The organism is Paenibacillus tepidiphilus (genome assembly GCF_008635795.1).
GTDB lineage: Bacteria > Bacillota > Bacilli > Paenibacillales > Paenibacillaceae > Paenibacillus_AQ > Paenibacillus_AQ tepidiphilus.
Window position 1 is genome coordinate 53529 of the sequence record NZ_VWRQ01000006.1, and the last position, 20925, is coordinate 74453.

Annotated in this window: 19 protein-coding genes and 1 riboswitch; of the genes, 6 read left to right on the forward strand and 13 right to left on the reverse strand. The window is 54.7% G+C overall.

The annotated features are described in order from the left end of the window. Positions 1–93: 93 nt before the first annotated feature. Positions 94–234, reverse strand: a riboswitch (SAM riboswitch). A gap of 101 nt (positions 235–335) precedes the next feature. From F1379_RS09540 to F1379_RS09580, 9 genes are all read right to left on the reverse strand, one after another. Continuing rightward, entirely contained in the window at positions 336–1079 is a 744-nt protein-coding gene (locus F1379_RS09540) for a Cthe_2314 family HEPN domain-containing protein (protein ID WP_150268913.1), read from the reverse strand. 22 nt (positions 1080–1101) lie between these two features. Continuing rightward, positions 1102–1446, reverse strand: coding sequence for a thioredoxin family protein (locus F1379_RS09545; RefSeq protein ID WP_150268915.1), 345 nt, complete (start codon positions 1444–1446; stop codon positions 1102–1104). 105 nt (positions 1447–1551) lie between these two features. Beyond that, positions 1552–3177, reverse strand: coding sequence for a putative polysaccharide biosynthesis protein (locus F1379_RS09550; protein ID WP_150268917.1), 1626 nt, complete (start codon positions 3175–3177; stop codon positions 1552–1554). 26 nt (positions 3178–3203) lie between these two features. Continuing rightward, positions 3204–3689, reverse strand: coding sequence for a DUF456 domain-containing protein (locus tag F1379_RS09555; RefSeq protein WP_150268919.1), 486 nt, complete (start codon positions 3687–3689; stop codon positions 3204–3206). A 31-nt stretch (positions 3690–3720) separates the two neighbouring features. After that, a complete protein-coding gene (locus tag F1379_RS09560) occupies positions 3721–4500 on the reverse strand; it encodes a Cof-type HAD-IIB family hydrolase (RefSeq protein WP_150268921.1) in 780 nt (259 codons plus the stop codon). Between the two features lie 43 nt (positions 4501–4543). Further along, a complete protein-coding gene (locus tag F1379_RS09565) occupies positions 4544–6682 on the reverse strand; it encodes a peptidoglycan D,D-transpeptidase FtsI family protein (RefSeq protein WP_150268923.1) in 2139 nt (712 codons plus the stop codon). Between the two features lie 27 nt (positions 6683–6709). Continuing rightward, a complete protein-coding gene (locus F1379_RS09570) occupies positions 6710–8788 on the reverse strand; it encodes a peptidoglycan D,D-transpeptidase FtsI family protein (protein WP_150268925.1) in 2079 nt (692 codons plus the stop codon). 179 nt (positions 8789–8967) lie between these two features. Beyond that, positions 8968–10113, reverse strand: a complete 1146-nt coding sequence (locus F1379_RS09575; protein ID WP_150268928.1) for a transglutaminase domain-containing protein — start codon at positions 10111–10113, stop codon at positions 8968–8970. 42 nt (positions 10114–10155) lie between these two features. After that, positions 10156–10602: a hypothetical protein gene (locus tag F1379_RS09580; RefSeq protein ID WP_150269291.1), complete on the reverse strand. Its 447-nt coding sequence runs from the start codon at positions 10600–10602 to the stop codon at positions 10156–10158. A gap of 234 nt (positions 10603–10836) precedes the next feature. On the opposite strand from F1379_RS09580, the gene F1379_RS09585 reads away from it, so the two are divergent. Both F1379_RS09585 and F1379_RS09590 read left to right on the forward strand, forming a co-directional pair. Next, complete coding sequence (locus F1379_RS09585; protein WP_150268930.1) at positions 10837–12009, forward strand: MFS transporter; 1173 nt, start codon at positions 10837–10839, stop codon at positions 12007–12009. 383 nt (positions 12010–12392) lie between these two features. Further along, positions 12393–12749 (forward strand): toprim domain-containing protein, encoded by a 357-nt coding sequence (locus F1379_RS09590; RefSeq protein WP_150268932.1) that lies wholly within the window; start codon positions 12393–12395, stop codon positions 12747–12749. Positions 12750–12910: 161 nt separating this feature from the next. On the opposite strand, the gene cyoE is transcribed toward F1379_RS09590, so the two are convergent. Then, positions 12911–13840, reverse strand: a complete 930-nt coding sequence (cyoE, locus tag F1379_RS09595) for a heme o synthase (RefSeq protein ID WP_150268934.1) — start codon at positions 13838–13840, stop codon at positions 12911–12913. A gap of 261 nt (positions 13841–14101) precedes the next feature. Here cyoE and F1379_RS09600 point away from each other — a divergent pair, with 261 nt between their 5' ends. Next, entirely contained in the window at positions 14102–15103 is a 1002-nt protein-coding gene (locus F1379_RS09600) for a metal-dependent hydrolase (RefSeq protein WP_150268936.1), read from the forward strand. 143 nt (positions 15104–15246) lie between these two features. After that, on the forward strand, positions 15247–15441 hold the full coding sequence (locus tag F1379_RS09605; RefSeq protein WP_150268938.1) for a DUF5325 family protein: 195 nt from the start codon (positions 15247–15249) through the stop codon (positions 15439–15441). On the opposite strand, the gene trpS is transcribed toward F1379_RS09605, so the two are convergent. Beyond that, positions 15438–16427 (reverse strand): tryptophan--tRNA ligase, encoded by a 990-nt coding sequence (trpS, locus tag F1379_RS09610; RefSeq protein WP_150268940.1) that lies wholly within the window; start codon positions 16425–16427, stop codon positions 15438–15440. The genes F1379_RS09605 and trpS overlap by 4 nt on opposite strands. 465 nt (positions 16428–16892) lie before the next feature. Between trpS and F1379_RS09615 the strand changes: the two genes are divergently transcribed. Next, positions 16893–17879 carry an aldose 1-epimerase gene (locus F1379_RS09615; RefSeq protein WP_150268942.1) on the forward strand — a complete coding sequence of 329 codons (987 nt, stop codon included), beginning with the start codon at positions 16893–16895 and terminating at the stop codon, positions 17877–17879. A 91-nt stretch (positions 17880–17970) separates the two neighbouring features. Beyond that, the gene (locus F1379_RS09620; protein ID WP_150268944.1) at positions 17971–18207 is read left to right on the forward strand and encodes an alpha/beta-type small acid-soluble spore protein; all 237 of its coding nucleotides are present in this window, start codon (positions 17971–17973) and stop codon (positions 18205–18207) included. Between the two features lie 138 nt (positions 18208–18345). On the opposite strand, the gene F1379_RS09625 is transcribed toward F1379_RS09620, so the two are convergent. Together F1379_RS09625 and F1379_RS09630 are read right to left on the reverse strand one after the other, a co-directional pair. Next, a complete protein-coding gene (locus F1379_RS09625; RefSeq protein ID WP_150268946.1) occupies positions 18346–18759 on the reverse strand; it encodes an O-methyltransferase in 414 nt (137 codons plus the stop codon). 339 nt (positions 18760–19098) lie between these two features. Next, positions 19099–20898, reverse strand: a complete 1800-nt coding sequence (locus tag F1379_RS09630; protein WP_150268948.1) for a M3 family oligoendopeptidase — start codon at positions 20896–20898, stop codon at positions 19099–19101. Between the last annotated feature and the right edge of the window lie 27 nt (positions 20899–20925).

Here is a 20925-nt window from a genome sequence, read left to right on the forward strand (position 1 = left end):
TACACATATTTCTGAACGAGCAGGTTATAAAAAGAAAAGCCTCCCGCGATCATTGCAGATCGCAAGAGGCTCTGTGCGTATATTAACATTGCCGTCTCATCTGCCAACGACCGCACATTCTATGCGGCATTGTAGGAATTAGCACCATGACATTCAGATGAAGGCTGAACCCGCCTGATCCGAATCGGTTGCCGGGCTTCATCGGGCCTGTCCCTCCGCCGCTCTCGATAAGAGTAAAATATGAAATTAAATACCGCAGCATGTAAGTAATGCAAGCCTAAGTATAGTGAGTTTCCCGGCCTTTGTCAAAGGGAAGTTTTTACTGCGTTACAGCTTTAGCGGCTGCTTGTTTTTATCTTATTGCCTGAAGATCCGGAGGTTGGCCAATGCTTCAGACTATAGCGGTATGAGGCCAGCAATGATTTACATACCAGCTCCAGTCCTTGCTGCAGATCCTGCAGATGGCCGTCGAGGTCTTCCAGCTGGATTTTGTTATGCAAGCCCTGATGCCGCTGCCAGAGATCATCCTGCATTTCCGCATTCATGTAATGAATTTCCGCATTGCGGCGCTTGCGCAGATTCTGCAGCGGATCACGGTAGGCATCCTTGATACGGTCCAGCTCATCCGCAAGGGGCAGATGCTCACCCACCAGACGAAACTGCCGGAGGACGGTAAAGTAAGAGAAGTGCGCTTTGGTCTGCGTCGTATTCAGGCCATACATCGTGTTCAGCACCGTTCCGAGCTTGTCGAGCAATGAGAATACACGGATAAAGCCGTTCTTATAAAAATAAACGTAACGCGCATATTCCCCCTGCTCTTCTACGGACATATCATCGACGGTGCCGGCCTTCACCGAACGGCGGAAATGCCGGGCCGCAAACAGGCTTTGCTCCAGCTCATCCAGTGAGCTGACCAGTCCTCTTGTCCAGATCTCCAGCTTGCGGAAATCGTGGCTTTGATCCTCATGTGCGCTCATTTCCTTACGCAGCAAGGATGCGGCTCTGGCCATGTGGTCCATAGCCTCGGCGAGCACGCCGCTGTTGACGCGGGGAGGTTCTCCCAGTAAGTTCCGCAGCATGCCTGTTCCTCCTTAAGGTTCGTTACTTTTGAAGAGTTACATAAACCTCCAGCGCTCTGTCAAGGAAGCTCTCGATCTCCTCGCGCGACTTGCGCAGCTTGTTGACGAAGCGGACCAGCTCCCGCCCGCCAGAGTAAGCCACAAAGCTGGGAATGCCCAGTATATTCTGTTCCTGGCTCACATCGCCGACCTGCTCAACGTCGACCTCAACCAGGGTTAACCGGTCCGCATACTGGCTCTCCACTTCAGGCATGAAGGGGTCGATAAACCGGCAGTCGCCGCACCAGTCAGCCTTGAATACAGCCACTGTCAGGCGGGGAGAATCGATGGCAGCCGCGAATGCTGCGGGTGAAGTTATTTTATCCATACTGTTGTTCAGTCCTTTCGTGTATCTCTTTAGGTTCTGTAGTTAGGCCAAGCAATATCCATCGCGGATCGTAAAGCATTCTCCAGGGAAAAATACGCTACGCCATTATTCGCTGGCGCGAACTCTTGCCGGCTGCAGCCGCATCAACGGGTTCAGCAGCTTCTGCAGCGCCCGCGGATAACCGGCGATCTCCTGGCGGCTGAATACGCCAAGTACAACCAGCAGCACCAGATATACCACCACTACCGCCCCGCCCACAACGAGGCAGGTAATCAGAAAGGCCAGCCGGTCAGGCATCATATGCGTCAGCAGAGTGCCCGCTTCATTGAGCCCGAAGCCGATCCCGGCGGAAGCCAGCAGCGCTACGGTAAAGCCGCCCCAGCGTTTGCCCATGATGCTAAACGGCACGATGGATTTCAGCATCCGCAGGTTCAGACCGGTGATCACAAGGAAGCAAAGCGCCGTTGATCCGATAATACCGTAAATGCCGAACCAACGGCTGAACAGAAAGCTGCCTGCCAGCTTGACCAATATCCCTGCAAATACGTAGTACATCGAAATCCGTGATTTACCCATACCGAGCAGAATAGAGTTGGTCGTCATCATCGTAATCTGGAAAATGGTTCCGAGCGTCAGCATCGCAATAATCCCGCTGCCGTCCAGGTCGCTGAAGAGCAGGCCGTTTATGGAGTTTGAAGCTACCACCAGCGCGATCACAATCGGCGTGCCGGTCAGAATCGAGATGCGTAAAGCCAGCGTAACCTGCCGCTGCAGATGCTGCTCATCCTTGCGGGCAAAGGCTGCGGAGATGATTGGAATCAGCGAAGTACTAAGCGCAATGGACAGCACCGGCGGAATTCCGGCCACACTTTGCGCCCTTGCGCCGAAAATACCGAGCTGCCTCGTTGCCTCGGCCAGGCCGATCCGTCCGTCGAGGAGCGGTACAATCAGCGAGGTATCAATAAAATTAACCACCGGAACCGTTACTGATGAGAGCACAATCGGAATGGATAACGTAAATATATCTTTATAAATACCCAGCAGCGGAAGCTTTGCCTGATTCCGGTCATAAAGTGCCTGCCGCTCTTCCGAGCGGCGCAGCTTCAAAGTGAAATACAGCATGACAGCAAAGGCGCCGATGCTGCCCAATACGCTGCCGAAGGATGCCCCGGCAGCCATCCAGGTGTTATCGTAACCCTGCCGGAGCAGGATATACGCCAGCAGAATCGCTGTGGATACGCGGGCGATCTGTTCAATAATCTGCGAGATGCCGCCGGCTGCCATATTATTGCGGCCCTGAAAGTAGCCGCGCATGATGGCAATGGTCGGGAACAGCAGCAGAGCCGGGGCAATGGCACGGATGGCCAGTGTGCTCTCCGGCACCTTGGCATACTCGGCATAATAAGGAGCTGCTATGTACAGAATGACGCTCATCAGCACACCTACCACGGCGGAGAAAATCAGCGCCGCCCGGTATACCTGCTGTGCTTCATGCGGCCGGTTCAGGGCATAGCGTTCGGACACCATCTTGCTGAGCGTACTGGGAATACCGGCTGTGGCCAGCGGCAGCAGCATCAAATATACAGTGTTGGCTTGAGAGAATGCAGCATTGCCGATATCATCGAACAGATGCTCAAGCGGTATCCGCTGGGCCAATCCGAGCACGCGGGCGACCAGCGCCGCCGCGGCCAGGATCAGCGTGCCTTTAACAAAAGATTCTTTCTTGGACAAACCATTTCGCCTTCTTCACAGTTATTTTAATGCAGGCCAATCCAGATGAAGAAGAGGACGACCATCGCAACTTGCAGCACGATCTTGACTACTGTGCTGCTGAACAGGCCCAGCAGGGAGCCGAAGCCGACCTTCAGTGCCTTGCCCGGCTGAGAGCCGGCAATCAGTTCACCGACAAAAGCGCCGATGATCGGTCCAAGAATCAGACCAAACGCGGGAATAAGAAACGGACCGAAAATCAGGCCAATGGTACTGCCGATCACCGATTGCCGCGAGCCGCCGAATTTCTTCACGCCCCATGCGCCTACTACATAATCCGCCACAAAGAGTACAATCACAATCAGCGTCTGAATGCTCCAGAACCAGAACCCGAAGGAGCTGAACGAGAAAAACCAGCCATACACGAAGAAGGCCAAATAAATCGCCAGCGCACCCGGCAGGATCGGATACACCGCCCCCGCCAGGCCTACAACGAATAACAGAATAATCAGAATCCAGCCCAGAATCGTCATTTGATTCCCTCCAACCTATTGATCTGCATATTTAGTCCGTTATACGCGCTTCACCGGTTCCTGCTTCACTTCCGGTCAAAATATATTTACGGATAACCTCGGCAATACCATCCTCATTGTTCGAGGCGGTCACCACGTCGGCTTCCTGCTTGACCGTATCCTGGGCATTGCCCATGGCCACACCGAGCCCGGCCTGCTGAATCGCCGCCAGGTCGTTCAGACTGTCGCCGACCGCTACGACCTGCGACATCTCAACCCCAAGCAGCTGGCACACTTCAAGGATACCGGATGCCTTGTTGACGCCCAGCGGATTGATCTCCAGATTCTGCGGCGAGGAGTTCGTAATCTCCAGTCCGCCCATATCCTGCAGCCGCATCAGCAGCTGGTGGCGGACATCATGATCCTCGGTGGAATAACCAAACTTAAGCCATTCCCGTCCCTGGATGTCGCCGTCCCAGTTACGCTGGTTGTACACCTGGTCCACCGAGTACGCCCAATACCAGACGCCGAATTCCTGAGCCAGGTCGTACATCTGCTGTACCAGCGCCGGGTCCATCAGCGAGCGGCGGTACAGCTCACCGGGCGCGCGCCACACCTCACTGCCGTTGACCATAATCATCGGCGTCTTCAGCCCGAGCTGTTCGGCATAGGGCATAGCACTGCGCGTAGCGCGGCCGGTAGACAGGCAGACATGTACGCCCGCATCCACCGCTTTCTTGATCCACTCCACAGTAAGGGGAGTGATGATCTGCTCATCATTCAGCAAGGTTCCATCCATATCCAGTGCAAGCAGGCGGTATTTGGCATTCATCTGCCATCCCTCCATTCTATGTGATCTTTCTATAAATCCAGCTTCAGTTGCCGGTGTTTGCAGTGCCCGTATCCTCAGCTTGTCCGGATGCACCGCTTCCTTCGCCGTCTGCATCCGCTTGCTGCAGGCTCTTCTTCGGCACGCCGTCCAGACCGTATTCCCAGTCGTAGGCGTCAAAGATCTTCCGTGCCACCGGAGCGGCGCTGCTCGAGCCAAAGCCGCCTTCGGGGATGACTACGGCAACAGCCAGCTTCGGATTCTCACGCGGAGCGAAGGCGATAAAGACACCGTTATCCGCCATTTCCCGGCGGCCTTTTACATAGTACTCCTGCTGGGAGGTCCCGGTCTTGCGGGCAAAATCATACTCGAAATCGGAGAAGGCGCTGACTTCACTGTTCATGCCCTTCTTGATCTCTCTCCAATAAGACTTGTCGAACGAAGTGACCGCATCGAGCACCTCGCGATCGAACTCCTTGACTACATTGCCTTCAGGGTCTGTAATCTTGCTGACGAGCTGCGGCTTAACGCGTATCCCTTCATTCGCCAGTGTAGAAGCGTATTGCGCCAGCTGCAGCACCGTATAGCTGCCCTGCTGTCCGAAGGAAGCATAGACCAGCGCCGCCTGGGCGCTGCCTGCGGCCTTGATATTGGTATAGTTGATCTGGCCGAGATACTCGTTGGGCAGACCGCTTTTGGTAGATACGCCCAGACCAAATTCCTTCATGTAGGTATCCCAGACATTGACGCCCTCACCCTGGTACTTTTCATACAGCTTCTTGCCGATCATGTCCACCATGAAGGCATTGGACGATTTCTCAATGGCCCGCGACGGGTCCATCTGGCCATAGACGTGGCCGGAGGAGTTGCGTACGGAAGACGCGTCATTTTTACCGAAATAGGCAATCCCTCTGTCCGTATAGATGTAAGATGTGCCGAAAAAGCCTTCGTTCAAGCCAATCAGCACACTAAGCGGCTTGATTGTAGAACCGAGCAGCACCGTCGAGCCGAATCCGTTCCCGGACATTCCGGAGGAATACGGCGTAATCGTGCCGTTCTGATAATTACCCATAATCTTGTTCCAGACCTCAGTGTCCATCTTCTCCGCAGTCCACACATTGGTGTCGTAATCCGGCATACTCGCCATCGCCACCACCTTGCCGGTATCCACCTCCATCGCCACGGCGTAGCCGGTCTGGGCATCCGGGTGTGTCTTTCCTTGAACCGTATGGGTATGGAGCCAATCAATCTGGTCGAGGATGGCCTGCTCTGTCTTCATCTGGATATCCTTGTTGATGGTCGTCCAGATATCGTTGCCTTTGACCGGAGGTACGACCTCCTCCACCTGCTCGGCCATGTTCTGGGGATTGACCGAAATGACCTGATAACCGTTCTTGCCGCGCAGCTCGCGCTGATACTGCAGCTCCAGCCCGTCGAAGCCGACAAATTCATCATCTTTGTAATTGAGGCCCGGATCGGCATCGATTTTCTTCATGGCATTTGCGATGTTCTTGTATATATTCAGCGTACCCGAGGATTTGAACGGCTTGATGTAACCGACGGTCTGTACCGCCACCGAATCCTTGTCGTAATGCCGGACACTCTCCTCTACAATCTCGATACCGGGGTATTCTGCCTTATGCTCCATGAAATAAGCCACCTCGGCTTCGGTCAGATCCGATTTGATCCGCCGGGCCATAAAGCCGGAGTACTTCTTGAAATACAGGTCCAGTGAATTGATGACATCCTCTTCTGTCAGCTTGACGCCGTCCGGATCGCCGTACTGGTTGAAGTCGGCCACCAGCCGGGACGCGAGCTCGTTCGCATTGGCCTCTGCCTCGGGAGACAGCGTTGTTTTGCCGGTTTCCTTATCGGTAACCTTGGCGGTAAACTTCGTGGTCAAAGTAATGTACAACGATTGCACCGGTGTCGAGTACGCCAGTGGCTCCCCGCCAGCCGCCTTGATTTCCCCCCGGATTGCCGCGAGCGGTACATTCTTGGTGTCCCGGCTCGTCTCCACCTCCGTAAGTGTCGGACCTTCGACAAACTGTAATACGGCAAGTCGGATAATGATGACACAGAAGATCAGAAATGTGCCGAAAAAGAACACGTTGATCCGCAGGCCCAATGTACTCTTGCTGCTGGCTTCCTCCGAGGGAGCCGCCTGCTTGCGGAAAAGACTCACTGCTCTTCACTCCTTATCTCTTAGCTGTTATTGTTCCGTTTCTGCTGATTCGGAAGACGCCGGCAGATTCTTCTTCGGGATGCCGTCCAGACCGTATTCCCAGTCGTAGGCATCGAAGATTTTGCGCGCAACCGGAGCTGCGCTGTTCGACCCGAAGCCGCCTTCCGGAATGATTACCGCTACGGCAAGCTTGGGCTCCTCGCGGGGAGCATAGGCGATGAACACACCGTTGTCCCGTACGGCTCTGTCCGCGATCATTTCCGAGGTTCCGGTCTTGCGCGCGAAATCGTAAGGGAAATCCTCAAAGGCGCTGACCTTGGTGTTCATCCCCTGTTTGATTACTTTCCAATAGGCGGGTTCGAAGTCGATCCGGTCCAGTACCTCCCGCTTAAACGCTTTGACGGTTTTGCCCTCGCTGTCGGTAATTTTGCTGACCAGCTGCGGCCTGATGCGCTCGCCTTCGTTGGCCAGCGTCGCTGTGTATTGGGCCAGCTGAAGTGCCGTGTATCCGCCTTTCTGGCCGAAAGAAGCATGGACCAGCGCCGCCTGGGAGCTTCCGGACTCTTTAATCTTGAGATGATCGCGGATGCCTGTCTTTTCTCCTGGCAAGCCGCTTCCGGTTGTGATGCCCAGACCGAAGGCTTTCATATAATCATCCCATACCTCGACACCCTTATCGCCGTATTTCCGGAACATCGGGTTGCCGACCATATCAACCATGAACGTATTTGAGGATTCCTGAATGGCTTTCGCCGGAGTCAACGGGCCTGTCCCGTGACCGCTGGCATTGCGGACGGAGGAATTGTTGTCTCTCCCGAAATAAGCGATCCCTTTATCCGGATAGGTGTACGTGGTCCCGAAGAAGCCCTCCTTCAGCCCGATCAGTACGCTTAGCGGCTTAATGGTGGAGCCCATATATATGATCGAGCGCAATCCGTTCCCCGATTGTCCGGAGGTCGTATCTGTAATTGTGCCATTCAAATAATTATTCATAATATTGTTCCATACTTTGGTCTCCATCGTTCCGGAAGACCATACATTTGTGTCGTAATCCGGCATGCTTGCCATGGCCACGATATTCCCTGTGTCTACTTCCATCGCTACGGCATAACCCGTCAGCGCGTCCGGATGAGTCTTTCCCTGTACCGGATGCGTATGAAGCCAGTCGATCTGCTCCAGGATCGCCGCCTCAGTCTTCATTTGAATATTCTTATTAATGGTCAGCCAAATATCGTTGCCCTTAACGGGAGGTACGGATTCCAGCACTTCCTCCGCCATATTCTGCGGGGTGACCGAAACGGTCTGGTAGCCGTTCTTGCCGCGCAGCTCCCGCTGGTACTGCCGCTCCAGCCCGTCGAAGCCGACAAATTCATCTTCTTTGTAGACCAGGCCGGGATCAGCGCCGTCTTGCTTCATCGCGCTACGGATGTTCTGGTACATAGCCAGATCCTCGGTTGATTTGAAGGGCTTAATGTAGCCCACAGTCTGGACAGCTACCGTATCCTTGTCATAATGCCGCGAGGATTCCTCCACGATGGTCAGGCCAGGATACTGCTCTTTGTGTTCCATGAAATAAGCGATCTCTTTATTGGAGAGTCCTGCTTTGATCCGCCGCGGGGCATACCCCGGCGAGGTACGGAAATCCAGATCCAGGGCTTTGGTGACATCGTCCGGGGTCATCTGCACACCCGCAGGATCGCCGTATTGGGCGAACGTCTCTGCCAGCTGCCCTGCCAACAATTTCGTATTGGCCACAGCTTCGGCGGTAAATTCAAACTCTTTCGTATCTTTATTTCTCACCTTGGCGGTGTAGTCTGTCGTCAATGTAATATAAAGCGATTGGATCGGCGTGGAATAGGCCAGCTGCTCACCGGCGGCGGCATAAATGACTCCGCGGTTCGCCGATAAAGGCACCGTCTTCGTCTCACGGCTGACCTCCTCTTCCGAAAGGGTAGGCCCTTCGACAAATTGGATAACGGCCAGACGGATAATGATAACGCAAAAAATGATAAAAGTCCCAAAGAAAAACAAATTGACGCGCAGCGCAAGCGAGCCTCGGCCCGCCGCCTGATCCGGCTGATGCCCGGGATGATCGAACCATTTCACTGAAAATACGCTCCTAATGAATCAAAGTAAGCATAGCTTCCTTTAAATTCATGTTCCCTCTCATCGCTGCCGGAAGCTTCGCCTTAATATATTCATGATGACTCCCAGGGGCCTGCACAGACGCAGGAAACCGGGTCTTCCGCTATTGTACCATATCGGCCAAGGCTTGCGCTTCTTTGTCATAGCACGTTCTCTTTCACATGGGTATCGGCGAAATCCTGATTATTGAACCAGTCTCCGCTGCCCGCCCAGGTCGAATCCAGCGGTATCCACACCTGCTGCTCACTTAGATACACTTCGTTCCAGGCATGCGCCCCGGTGCCTCCCTGCCCGTCATATCCCACACCTGTAACTACGCGGACCTGCAGGCCCTGCGAGCGGGCCATAACCGCATAGAGCCGGGCATAGTCGATGCAGACGCCAAGCCTCGTATCAAAAGTGTCCTGCGGCGTCTGCTCCTTCCAGATCCGGTTCTGCACATAATTCTCGGCCTTGTCATAATCATAGGAAATTCTTGAGCCGACCCAGTCGTACAGCTGGCGAGCCTTCTCCTCGTCGCTGCCGGCCGCGCCGGCGATATCCGCGGCCGCCCCTTCAATGTCGGGCGAAATCGCATGGTCAATGACTTCATATTTCCGCCGGAGAATGTCGTTCATCTCTGCGCTTACGGCTTCAGTCAGTACGGGCAGCTTCCCCCGCACCTGTTCGACGCCCAGCGGCTCGAACACAGCCGCTGCACTTTGACGGTACAGCGGCGAAGATTCCACGTACCGGCTGAAGCCGCTGTCGGGGCTAAGCGCTACACCCAGATACAGGATGAATACGACAACCAGCCCCCGCACGAGGCCGAGGGCAAGTCCAATCACCGCTCCGCTCAGTCGGCTAAGCGACGTCGGCCTTCTTCCCTGCCATCTTCCTGTGGAGCGGGGCAGCGAGAACGGCAGCAGCATGAACAGGAGGCCGAGCATTAGACGGATCAGCATATAGGCCAGGAGCAGGATCAGCAGGAACCGCACTACCGGCGATCCGGCTAGTACGGATACGGCTGTATAATACACCTGCTGCCAGCCGCTCAGCGTTCCGTCCGGGAGCTGTACGCCTTCGGCCCAGCTACCGGCTGCCGGCGACAAATATACCGCAGCCGGAATGGCCAGCGCCAGCGAAGCTGCAGCCAGCAGGCCGCTGCCCAGCAGGCCGAACAATCCGCCCGCCGCCCGGGCAAATCCGCGGCTCCAGCCCTGTACCAGCGAGAAGAGTACGACAAGCAGCAGGATGATCGAAATAATGTCGGCGTTCCCAAGGCTGTCCACCCAGCGGTTCAGCATGTCATCTCCTCCTTATTCAGAGCTTCCTGCAAAAGACGCAGGTTAACTTCCGGCCCCGTTCTTGCGGGCCTCGTCGATAAAAGCTTTCGTTGTATCGGTAACGCTCCATTGCCCAAGACTGACCCCGCGGAAAATCACTTCCACTTTATCGTTACCGGCCGCACCCTTCACTTCCAGATTAGGCGTAGTAATCGTAAAGGTTCCGTCCCCGCCCGAGGTATACTTCGCTTCCTTCGCCTCGCTGAGCATCATCTCCTGGGCTTCGCTCTTCAGCGTGCTCACCGTACTGTCGGTCACTTTATTCACCGCATCTCCAATCTGCTCCATCGTAACACCGCTATAGATGAACAGACCGGCGATAATGACGATTACGATTGCCCATTTCAGCACTGTTTTGACCAGATTGATTACGGCAAAAAGCAGAATGAGAGCAATTACGATCACCAGCCAGTTCTCTCTGATAAACTGTGACCACACTTCCGGATCCATCAAGTTCATAACACCCCTGTCATAAATTTCATCGAATAAATATCAATACTATCATTATTATACATGATTGACTTGTTTATTAAACTCCGGGTCCTATCTTCATGAATTATACATTAATTGGTATAAGCCTCCAAACGTGGACGTACAGTACAAGTAGGCTTGTATGAGACTGTATGCCAAAGCGCCCGGCCCTGTCACTTCAGCAAGCGGCCGGACATTTCGGAGGTGTATCACGTGAAGACTGCACTATGGCTGTACCTGTTTCTCTTTCTTGCTTTCTTCGATTTGCATGCGCAGTATCCCATTCTGACGCCGTTTGCCATTTCCCTTGGCGCGGGACCGGCGTTTATCGGCTGGATGATGGGCATGTATTCGCTGACCCATCTTCCGGGCAATCTGATGGCCGGCGTGCTGGTCGACAAGAACGGCAGCCGCCGTTACATTGTCTTCTCGCTTGTCGCCGCCGGCTGCATCCTTCTGCTGCAGGCGCATGCCCAGCTTCCGTGGCATCTGCTGCTGCTGCGGGCGGCCAGCGGCTTCGCACTGGCCTTTCTCTCGCCGGCCTGCATGACGCTGCTGGCTTCGCTCTCCGCCAATCCGACGACCCAGGGCAAATATATGTCCGGCCACGGCATCATCCACACCCTGGCCTCGGTCGTCTCACCGGCAGCAGGAGCCTTCATCGTGCACCGGGCCGGATATTCCGGCACCTTCTCTACACTCGGCTGGCTGCTCATTGCCACCGGCGTCATGGCCTTCTTCAGCGTCCCCCGCCACGTAGGCACGGGCATGAAGCCGAGCCCTGCGGAGCCGAAGCTGGAGCCGGAAGCCAATCCCGGATGGTCTTCGCTTCCGGTATCCAAACGATACTTCCTGCTGCCGTTCTTCGTCTCCTGCTCGCAGGGAGTGCTGTTCTTTGAGCTGCCGCTCTCCCAGGGCACGGATGGAATCGTCTCGACCGGCATCCTGCTGTCGCTGATGAGCATCGGTGCACTGGTAACGCTCAGCCTGCTCTTTCTGAACCGCGTGGCCCCCGGCCTGCGCATCGCCTGTGCGCTGCTGGCCATGGCGCTGCTCTTCTTTGCCCTCGCCGCCTGGGACGCACTTCCCGCAGGCGTGATTCTCTTCCTGCTGGGCGCAGCCAAGGGCGTGCTGTTTCCGGCGATGGCCTCACTCTTCATCAGCCTGGGCGGCGGCGGAAAGCTGGGCCGGATCTTCTCGCTGCAGTCCATCGCCATGTCGCTGGGCGCCTTCGCCGGCCCGGTCATTGCCGGACAGCTGCGGCAGAGCATCTCCCCCTATTTTCTCGCCTTCGTCTTGCTGATGACTGCACTGCTGCTGCTTCCGCCGGGAAGCTCCGGCAAGTCGAGAGTCTATAACGCTGACTTGAACAGCCGTGCCGCTTGAGACTTCTGGAGCGCATGCAGGTGCGTAAGTCCGCAATGCGCCGATCCCGAAGCCGACAAGCCCCGGCGGCTGCATGCCGAACAGAGCTGTCCCAAGCGCCGTGATATGGCGGCTTGGAGACAGCTTTTTTTGCCGAGAATAAGGAATGGCCTGCCGAAATATCCACCTTGTTTTATGACATTTCCCGGGGAATGATGACAAGCACAGGCTTTGCTGTTAATCCAGCGGTTTATTAGATAGAATAACAATATATAACGGGGAAGTTGTTGATCTGGAGGAGCGAACGGGTCCGCCTGAAAGCTCTCCACAGCTACATCGCTAGCTTATGCTGTCGCCGGATTTCTCACTCGACTCAATGCCACAACTATGCGGAGGTGACAGAAGTGTCCATTACCATTATTGTCGAAGGCAAGAACGACCGCAGCCGCTTAAGGCGGTTGTTGACAGACGAGGTCGATATTCTGTGCACCTTTGGGACACTGAATACCCAGAAGCTGGATACGCTGCGGCGCAAGATTGGCGATAGCGAAGTATTTCTCTATATGGACAACGACAGCTCGGGCCGGAAGATCCGCGGCGTACTCAGCGATGTCTTTCCGGATGCCGTCCACCTTTACACCAGACGGGGATATGCCGGCGTCGAGGGCACTCCGGACGAGTACAATATTACCCAGCTTGAAAAGGCCGGGCTGGAGGAGTTCATCATTTATCCCGCTCCTTCTCCCTTCATTGAACGTTAATCCTGATTCATCAAGATTCCCCGCTAAGCAGGGCTTAACATGAAGCTGATTCAGGTACTTTCGGGGAGCACCGACAACTCATTATTTTTTTCACACCAAAAAACGCCTTATCGTCCAAGCCTGAAGGAGGCTGAAGCGACAAGGCGTTAGTTATGTCCGGCTTATCCGTGAATCGTGTTGAGTACAAGCACGATCAAGCTAACCGTCAGGTAGTTAATGGAGAAGAAAAAATTCTTCTTGGCCCAGGCTTCGTCATCCTTCGCCTTGAAGCCCGACACCGTCAGATACAGCCAGGCCAGCGACAGTGCTGTCGAGATCACCAGGTAGAATATACCGGCATAATCATAGATGTACATCAGCACCGGAATCGGCAGCAGCAGGGCCACATAAGGAATCATTTGCAGCTTCGTGCGGCGCACGCCCTTAACGACCGGCAGCAGCGGGAAGCCCGCAGCTCTGTATTCCTCCTTGCGGCGGATGCCCAGTGCCCAGAAATGCGGCGGCTGCCACAGGAAGAGCATCGCGAACAGCAGCCAGGCCCCCAGGTCCACCCGGCCGGTGACGGCCACATAACCGATTACCGGGGGCATTGCCCCGGAAATGGCGCCGACGGAGGTACTCCAGGTCGATGTCCGCTTCAGCCAGAGCGTATACACCACGACATAGACGAACATGCCGACAATACCGAACAGTCCGGCCAACGCACCGGAGAAAGCAAATAATACAGCCAGCCCTGCAATGCCCAGAACAATCGCATAGATCAGCACGGTCTGCGGCTTCAATCTGCCCGTCGGGAGTCCGCGCTCGCGGGTCCGCTCCATTTTCATATCCAGATCCCGGTCAAAATAGTTGTTAAACACACAAGCAGAAGCCATAACCAGCATCGTTCCCAGCAGGGTGAGCAGCAGTCTGCCGTAATTGACATCCCACCCCGAGGCGACCCAATATCCCGCAAAAGCGGCGATCAGATTGGAGCGGATAATGCCCGGCTTGGCCACGGTAATAAAATCACGCCAGCTTGCACCTTCCGGCGACTTGGCCGACATGGATGCGGAATCGGAAGAAGCATGATAACTGAATTGATTGTCCACGTTCACTGTTCCTCCTTCAAGAGACTTCTTAACGTTCCGCCAGAGCCGGTATTACCGGCTTAAAACGAGAGTTTTGAGCGAAATTTTCGTTTAGCTGTTAACTTTATCATATCAAAATTGAAAAACCTTTGACAATCATTGACCTTAATGTTCATCAATTTGACAATTACGTGACGACAATTCGTTGACGAATGCATTAATAACTCCATGCAAATTTGGGTAGTAATTAATAGAGAACTTCCGTACAAAGGAGACCTGACCATGGATACCGCTACACATTTTGTTATGGGCCTCGGCTTGGCCGGACTTTCCAGCGTTGATCCCGCCGTCGCTTCCGAGCCCAGGCTCGCCGCAGCGGTACTGGTCGCCACGGTGCTGGCTTCCCAGGCACCCGACGCCGACACGGCGCTGCGCCTGAAGAAGAACAACGCGCTTTATATCCGCAATCACCGGGGGATTACCCACTCCCTGCCGTTCCTGCTGCTGTGGCCGCTGCTGATTACCGTTGTCATTGGACCGCTGTTTGGCTTCTTCGGGCTTGATCCGCTCAGCCATATCGCATTGTGGAGCTTCATCGGAGTTGCCGTACATGTATTCAGCGACCTGTTCAACACCTATGGCACACAGGCAGCCCGCCCGTTCACCGAGAAATGGATAGCCTGGAACATCATTCATATCTTCGATCCGTTTATCTTCGCCAGCCATGCGGCGGCCATCATTCTCTGGATCACCGGACTCGTGCCGCCCGCCCCGCTCTTCATTGCACTGTATGCCGGTATTGTCGCCTATTATGTGTGGCGCACGCTGGTGCATGCCAGGGTCACGCGCAATATCCGCCAGCGGGATGTGCATCATGAGAATGGGGACCGATATCAGGTCATACCGACCATCTCACCGTCGCGCTGGAATGTCGTCAAATGCAAGCCGGACGGCAGCTATAATATCGGCTTTCTGACCAATGGGCGGCTGGAATGGTTCAAGCATGCGGTATGCTCTGCCCATCCTGCCGTCGAGCACTCCAAGGCCCATCCCGACATCCAGGCCTTTCTGTATTTCACTTCGTACGCCGTGGCCGAGGTTGAGGAATTGCCCTCCGGTTATATTGTACGCTGGGGCGATGTCCGTTATTTACACCGCAAGCAATTCCCTTTTGTTGCGGTGCTGGCAATGGACCACACCTTCCATCCGCTGGGTTCTTATGTAGGGTGGCTCAGCAGCGAGAAGCTGGATGAGCGCTTTGCGGTCGACCCCAGCCCGCAATGATCACTTGACGGCCGTCTCCCGATACGGCACAATCACTATAAAGCGTTTGCAGCCTGTCTTGGAGGCAAAGAACCCGGAGCGCTGACCGCGCTCCGGGTTCTTGTGTTTATTATCATTTTACCAGCAGAAAGGAAGAATGCCGCATGGGCAAGGGCCTCTCACTTTGGTTTGCCATTTCTTCGATTGCACTGCTTACTGCAGCCTCCATCTCCATCAGCTATAATATCTGGCTGGTGCTGCTGTTCAGTGTACTATGCATACTGAATATCGGCTGGGGCTTTATCCTTAAAGCACGCCTGCGGCGTAAACAGGAAGGCGGCTCGAACCAGCAGGCTTAACGCTGCGGAAGAAAGCCCATCCGCTCCTTGACGCCGGCCAGCGTTGCGGAAGCAACGGAGCGGGCCTGCTCTGCGCCCTGGGCCAGAATGTCCGGCAGCATGCCGGAGCTGCGGATTTCCCGGTATCTGTCCTGGATCGGCTCAAGCGTCGATACGAGCAGCTCGCCGAGATTCTTCTTGAACCCTCCGTACATCTGGCCCTCATATTGGTCGGCGATTTGCTGCAGGGTCATTCCCGAGCACTCGGCGTAGATGCTCATCAGGTTGCTGATCTCCGGCTTGTTCGCCGGATCATAGACGACCTCGCGTCCCGAATCGGTTGTGGCCCGGCTCACCTTCTTGCGGATGACATCAGGCGGATCAAGCAGCGCGATGTAGCTGCCCGCGTTCGGGTTGCTCTTGCTCATTTTCTTGCTGGCGTCATCCAGCGACATGATCCGTGCGCCCACCTTCGGGATATAGGGCTCCGGTACAGTGAAGAATTCACCGAACCGGTGATTGAACCGCGCCGCCAGATCGCGGGTCAATTCCAGATGCTGCTTCTGATCCTCTCCCACCGGCACCAGATCGGCATTGTAGACGAGAATGTCCGCCGCCATGAGAGACGGGTAGACAAAGAGCCCTGCTCCAACCGAATCCTTGCCGGAGGACTTGTCTTTGAACTGGGTCATCCGCTCCAGCTCACCCATGGCTGTCAGCGTCGTCAGCATCCAGCCGAGCTCCGCATGCTGCGGAACATGCGACTGCATATATACGCGCGCCATATTAGGATCGATACCGGCTGCAAGATACAGAGCCGCTACGGCTTCGGAGTTCTCGCGCAGCGCGGCAGGGTCCTGGGCCACCGTAATGGCATGCAAATCCACTACCATGAAGTAACATTCATATTCCTGTTGCAGCTTGACGAAATTCTTGATCGCTCCGATGTAGTTGCCGAGCGTCAGTGAACCGCTCGGCTGAATGCCGGATAATACTTTCTTGGTCATGTTGAACCCCTCCACGCAATTTACTTGATATCTTCCACACCGAATTCATGACAACGACAAAAAAGGCCACACATCCGCAAGGGACGTGTGACCGTGGTGCCACCCTTATTCGCTGTCTCAAACGTTATCCCTCAGAATCAGTCCCGGGACAGCCTTGGCTTCCGGTAACGGGGAAGAACCGGCCGGTCTACTGGGACTGAAATAGTCCTGTTCAACTCGGCGCTCAAGGGCCCATTCAGTCAAGATACGCTGCCTGGTTCGCATCACCCACCGGCTTTCTGAAAGCGCATTCTCCACTTACTTGTCCCTGTCATCACGTTGACATGATTGGTTGCACTTATCATAAGATGTTGTACAGTTGTTGTCAAATCCGATGTTACCGCCGGCAGAAAATCTGGTATGATTGATTATATTTCACGGCTTGATCCGCAGCAGTTCAAGTAACCTAAAAGGAGCATGGAATTTATGAAACAGGTGACTAAGGGAAGCTGGAACGGTTATGATACATATATTTTGCATAGCCAGGAGCTGGAAGTCACGCTATTGCCGCGGCTTGGCAACAATGTAATCGCTTTGCGCGATCTTGTGCAAGAGCGCGACATCCTTCGGACGCCTGCCGAGAGCGAGCTGGAATATTACATGCTTAAGCCGTATCATTTCGGGATTCCGCTGCTGATTCCGCCGGGCCGACTCCGCAAAGGGCGTTTTCATTATGAAGGGGCCGATTACCGGTTTACACCGAATTCCGGCGATAACCATATTCATGGCCTGCACCGCACCCAGAGCTGGTGTGTCAGCGACATCGAAGAGGACGAGGAGGGCTGCGCGGTTGTCACGGAATTTCTGACACAGAATGATCCGGACTGGATGGAGCAGTTTCCTGTTCCGCTGAAGCTGGAAATGACGTTCCGGCTGCAGAATGCGTCGCTCCATCAGACGCTGAAGGTCACCCATCTGGGCGAGCGCGAGCAGCCCGTTCCCTTCGGCATCGGCTATCACAGCTGGTTCCATCTTGACGGCCAGCCCGAGCGTTGGCAGCTGATCCTGCCGGCCCAAGCGGTCTACGAGCTGGATGCCGGTCTCATTCCTAGCGGCGGACTGCTTCCCCTTGGATCTCTCGAGGCATTGCACCAAGGGATGAACCTGCAGGGCGCCATTCTCGATACCATATTGCGCGTGGGCGGGGACCAGGCGGCGGAGGCCGTTATGCTCCGTGAAGACGGGTATGGACTGCGTTATTCGGCGGACAGCGAGTATTTCCGCCACTGGGTGGTCTATACGAACGGAACGGCTGACCGCTTCCTGTGCATCGAACCTTATACCTGGCTGCCGGATGCCCCGAATCTCGCCAAGGACGAAGACTTCACCGGTCTGATTTCTTTGGTGCCGGGACAGACCGTTGCCTTGCGCACATCTCTTGAATTGCTCTATCCGCATCCTGAAGCACCCTGAAATTACCATCCTTAAAAACTTTCTGACCTGTGCATGAAATCTTCCTCCCGCGCTCATACTATCTTCACAACGGGCGAAGGAGGTGACAATCATGGGTCAAGCAGGTCAATCCGGTCGTAGCAGCCGTTCTAATAACCTGGTCGTTCCCCAAGCAACAGCAGCGCTGCAACAGCTGAAATTCGAAGCAGCGCAGGAGCTTGGAGTAACCATTCCGCAAGACGGTTATTACGGCAACTACACTTCCCGCGAGACTGGTTCTCTGGGAGGTTACATCACCAAACGTCTTGTACAGCTGGCAGAACAGCAACTCTCCGGCCGCGTACAGTAGCCTGATCTTTTAACCGATTCGTCTCCGCCGGACCTTTACCCGGCGGAATAGTACCCCAGCCCGCCCGCACCTTCCTATAAGAAGGCGCAGGCGGGCTTTTGATTAATCCGGGATACACTCCCTCGATTCCCCAGAACGTTATTTATAACGCTGTTCTGAACCTTCAGATATCTGCGACAGCCGCGGGTAACGGATCATCAGATTAGCCATGTTATAGTTGGACTCCAGCGTGGCATCCACTACAACGATGCCTTGGCGGAGGGCGAATTCGTAGGCGATCTCCCCGTGGGTCCAGCGGCGCTTGTAGTTCAGGCTCTCCAGTGCCATCAACCGGAAGGATGACTGCTGCTCCTGGCTCAGCCCATTCTGCTCGTCCCTGAAGGTGCCGCCGCGTCCCTGAAGCGGATTATGCCGGATACCGAACTTGCCGATAGCATTATTGCGGATTTGTATAAATACAGTGCCGGACGATAGTCCCGCCAACTCCTCCTGCAGCTCCTTGAATACCAAATCAATCTGCCTAGCCAATGATAGCTGTTCCGTACTTAACATGGTCTTCCTCCTAAAGGGTTTGGGTTACCGTATAGTTCTTCTACATATACACAATTATCTATGCTGGTTATTAACGGCAAGCTTATAATATAAGGCTTAAGACTCATTATAGGTGACACGCTTTCTTCCTTCAACATTATTCAACATATTTGGGTATTAATTACTATATATGCGTAATTTTCATGATGAAAGCTCATGTTTTAACCTTTCTATCGACCGCAATCGACATTTAAAGGGTTAAAAAAAGCTCCCAGAGGGAGCTTTTTGCGTGTTAACACCAATTTTGGCGCGACCGTATTTGATTCTGGTTTACTCAATGTTTCAGTTTTGACAAATTTCTCAGGCGTATGCCTGTGTCATTTCCATAAACTCTTCGATATCCTTGACGATCAGTTCGACAGCGCCCTGCCAGAATTCCGGCTGGCCCAGATCCACCCCGAGATGCTTCTGGACCAGATCCTCCAGAGTCATGACCCCGGTATCCCGCAGCAGCTGATCATACTTCCCGGCAAAAGTCGGCCCCTCCTGCAGAGCAAGCCGGTATAAGCCCGTGCTGAACATATATCCCACCGTATACGGGAAATTATAGAACGGGACATCCGTGCTGTAGAAATGCAGCTTGGCCGCCCAGAAATGCGGATGATAATCTGAAAGCACACCGCAGAAGGCTTCCTTCTGCGCTTCCACCATCAGCTCGGACAGCTCGGCAGCGTTCAGAAGACCCTGCTTCCGCTTCTCGTAGAAGCGGGTTTCAAACAGGAAGCGTGCATGAATATTCATGAAGAAAGCTACACTGTTCTGGATTTTCACTTCAAGCAATGCCAGCTTCTCCTCCGGCGTCGCCGCCGCTTTAACCTGGGCATCGGCCACAATCATCTCCGCAAAGGTGGAGGCTGTCTCCGCTACGTTCATCGCGTAATTCTGGTTGAAATACGGCTGATCGTCGAGCAGGTAAGAATGGTAAGCATGCCCCAGCTCATGAGCCAGCGTCGAGACATTGGACGGCGTGCCGCTGTAGGTCATAAAGATGCGTGATTCTTTGGCCTCCGGGAATGAAACACAGAAGCCACCTGGACGTTTACCCGGACGGTCTTCGACCTCAATCCAGTTATTGTCGAAAGCAAGCTCGGCAAAATCCGCCATCTTCGGACTGAATTTGCGGAATTGTGCAACAATGTCGTTTGCCGCTTGTTCATAGGGGATCTTGCCGGAGGTCTCGCCGACAGGAGCATCGACATCGACCCAGGTCAGTGTTTCCAGACCGAGCACCTTGGCCTTTCGCTGTAAATAAGCGACCAGATGGTGCTTGCTGTCCGTAATTACCTTCCACATGACATCCAGCGTCTCGCGTGACATCCGGTTGATGGCCAGCGGCTCCTTCAGCACATCCTCCCAGCCCCGTGCCTGATACAGCTTGATCCGGAAGCCGGCGAGATGATTAAGCGTGTCTGCACAGTGATCGGCCGCTGCACCCCACGCCTCTTCCCACTTGCCGAACATCTCCTGGCGGACGCTTGCATCGGGGTTATCGAGTGTATTGAACGCTTGGCCCACGGACAACATCCGCTTGCCTTCCTCATCTTCATAAGGGATCTGGATGCCGCCGACAATCGTGTCGTAATGCTCACCCCAGGCATGGTATCCGTCTACAGCGAGCTCCAGCGCCAGGCTTTCCAGTTCAGGACTCAGCTTTTCCCGGGCCATTTCACGGCTCTCGCTGAGCACAAAGGCGATCGGGGCGATCTCCGGACGGGCCATCCAGGCGCTCCATACTTCATCTGAAGTTTGTCCGAGTACATTGTCGAATTTGGAGCTGATTCCCTGATAGGCCGCCCGCAGTCCCGTTACTTTGGAGGAGAGGCGTACAGCCCCTTTGTCCTGCTGGTCCTGCGCACCCAGACAGCCGACGAACTCAGCGGCCTGGATCAACCGTCCGGCGCAGCTTTGCAATAGCGCAACGACAGCATCCAGCGCTTCAGTCTCCTGAACGCTTGCAGGCGGGCTGCTGGCCTCAACCTTATTCCGCAATATATCCAGATCGCTCTCCAGCTTCTGCAGAAACTCGGCGAGCTGGGGGGAGGAGGAGCCTCCTGCAAAGATCGAATCCAGATCCCAGGTAAGCGATAAAGCAGATTTCATACATTTTCCACTCCTTAAAATCAACAT

Bases quoted from the DNA above. Each gene is read 5' to 3' on its own strand.
- F1379_RS09575 (WP_150268928.1), bottom strand. From the start codon at position 10,113: ATGCTGAACCGCTGGGTGGACAGCCTTGGGAACGCCGACATTATTTCG.
- F1379_RS09605 (WP_150268938.1), top strand. From the start codon at position 15,247: ATGGGCAAGGGCCTCTCACTTTGGTTTGCCATTTCTTCGATTGCACTG.
- F1379_RS09580 (WP_150269291.1), bottom strand. From the start codon at position 10,602: ATGGATCCGGAAGTGTGGTCACAGTTTATCAGAGAGAACTGGCTGGTG.
- F1379_RS09545 (WP_150268915.1), bottom strand. From the start codon at position 1,446: ATGGATAAAATAACTTCACCCGCAGCATTCGCGGCTGCCATCGATTCT.
- trpS (WP_150268940.1), bottom strand. From the start codon at position 16,427: ATGACCAAGAAAGTATTATCCGGCATTCAGCCGAGCGGTTCACTGACG.
- F1379_RS09560 (WP_150268921.1), bottom strand. From the start codon at position 4,500: ATGAATGCCAAATACCGCCTGCTTGCACTGGATATGGATGGAACCTTG.
- F1379_RS09620 (WP_150268944.1), top strand. From the start codon at position 17,971: ATGGGTCAAGCAGGTCAATCCGGTCGTAGCAGCCGTTCTAATAACCTG.
- F1379_RS09630 (WP_150268948.1), bottom strand. From the start codon at position 20,898: ATGAAATCTGCTTTATCGCTTACCTGGGATCTGGATTCGATCTTTGCA.
- F1379_RS09600 (WP_150268936.1), top strand. From the start codon at position 14,102: ATGGATACCGCTACACATTTTGTTATGGGCCTCGGCTTGGCCGGACTT.
- F1379_RS09625 (WP_150268946.1), bottom strand. From the start codon at position 18,759: ATGTTAAGTACGGAACAGCTATCATTGGCTAGGCAGATTGATTTGGTA.
- F1379_RS09615 (WP_150268942.1), top strand. From the start codon at position 16,893: ATGAAACAGGTGACTAAGGGAAGCTGGAACGGTTATGATACATATATT.
- F1379_RS09555 (WP_150268919.1), bottom strand. From the start codon at position 3,689: ATGACGATTCTGGGCTGGATTCTGATTATTCTGTTATTCGTTGTAGGC.
- F1379_RS09540 (WP_150268913.1), bottom strand. From the start codon at position 1,079: ATGCTGCGGAACTTACTGGGAGAACCTCCCCGCGTCAACAGCGGCGTG.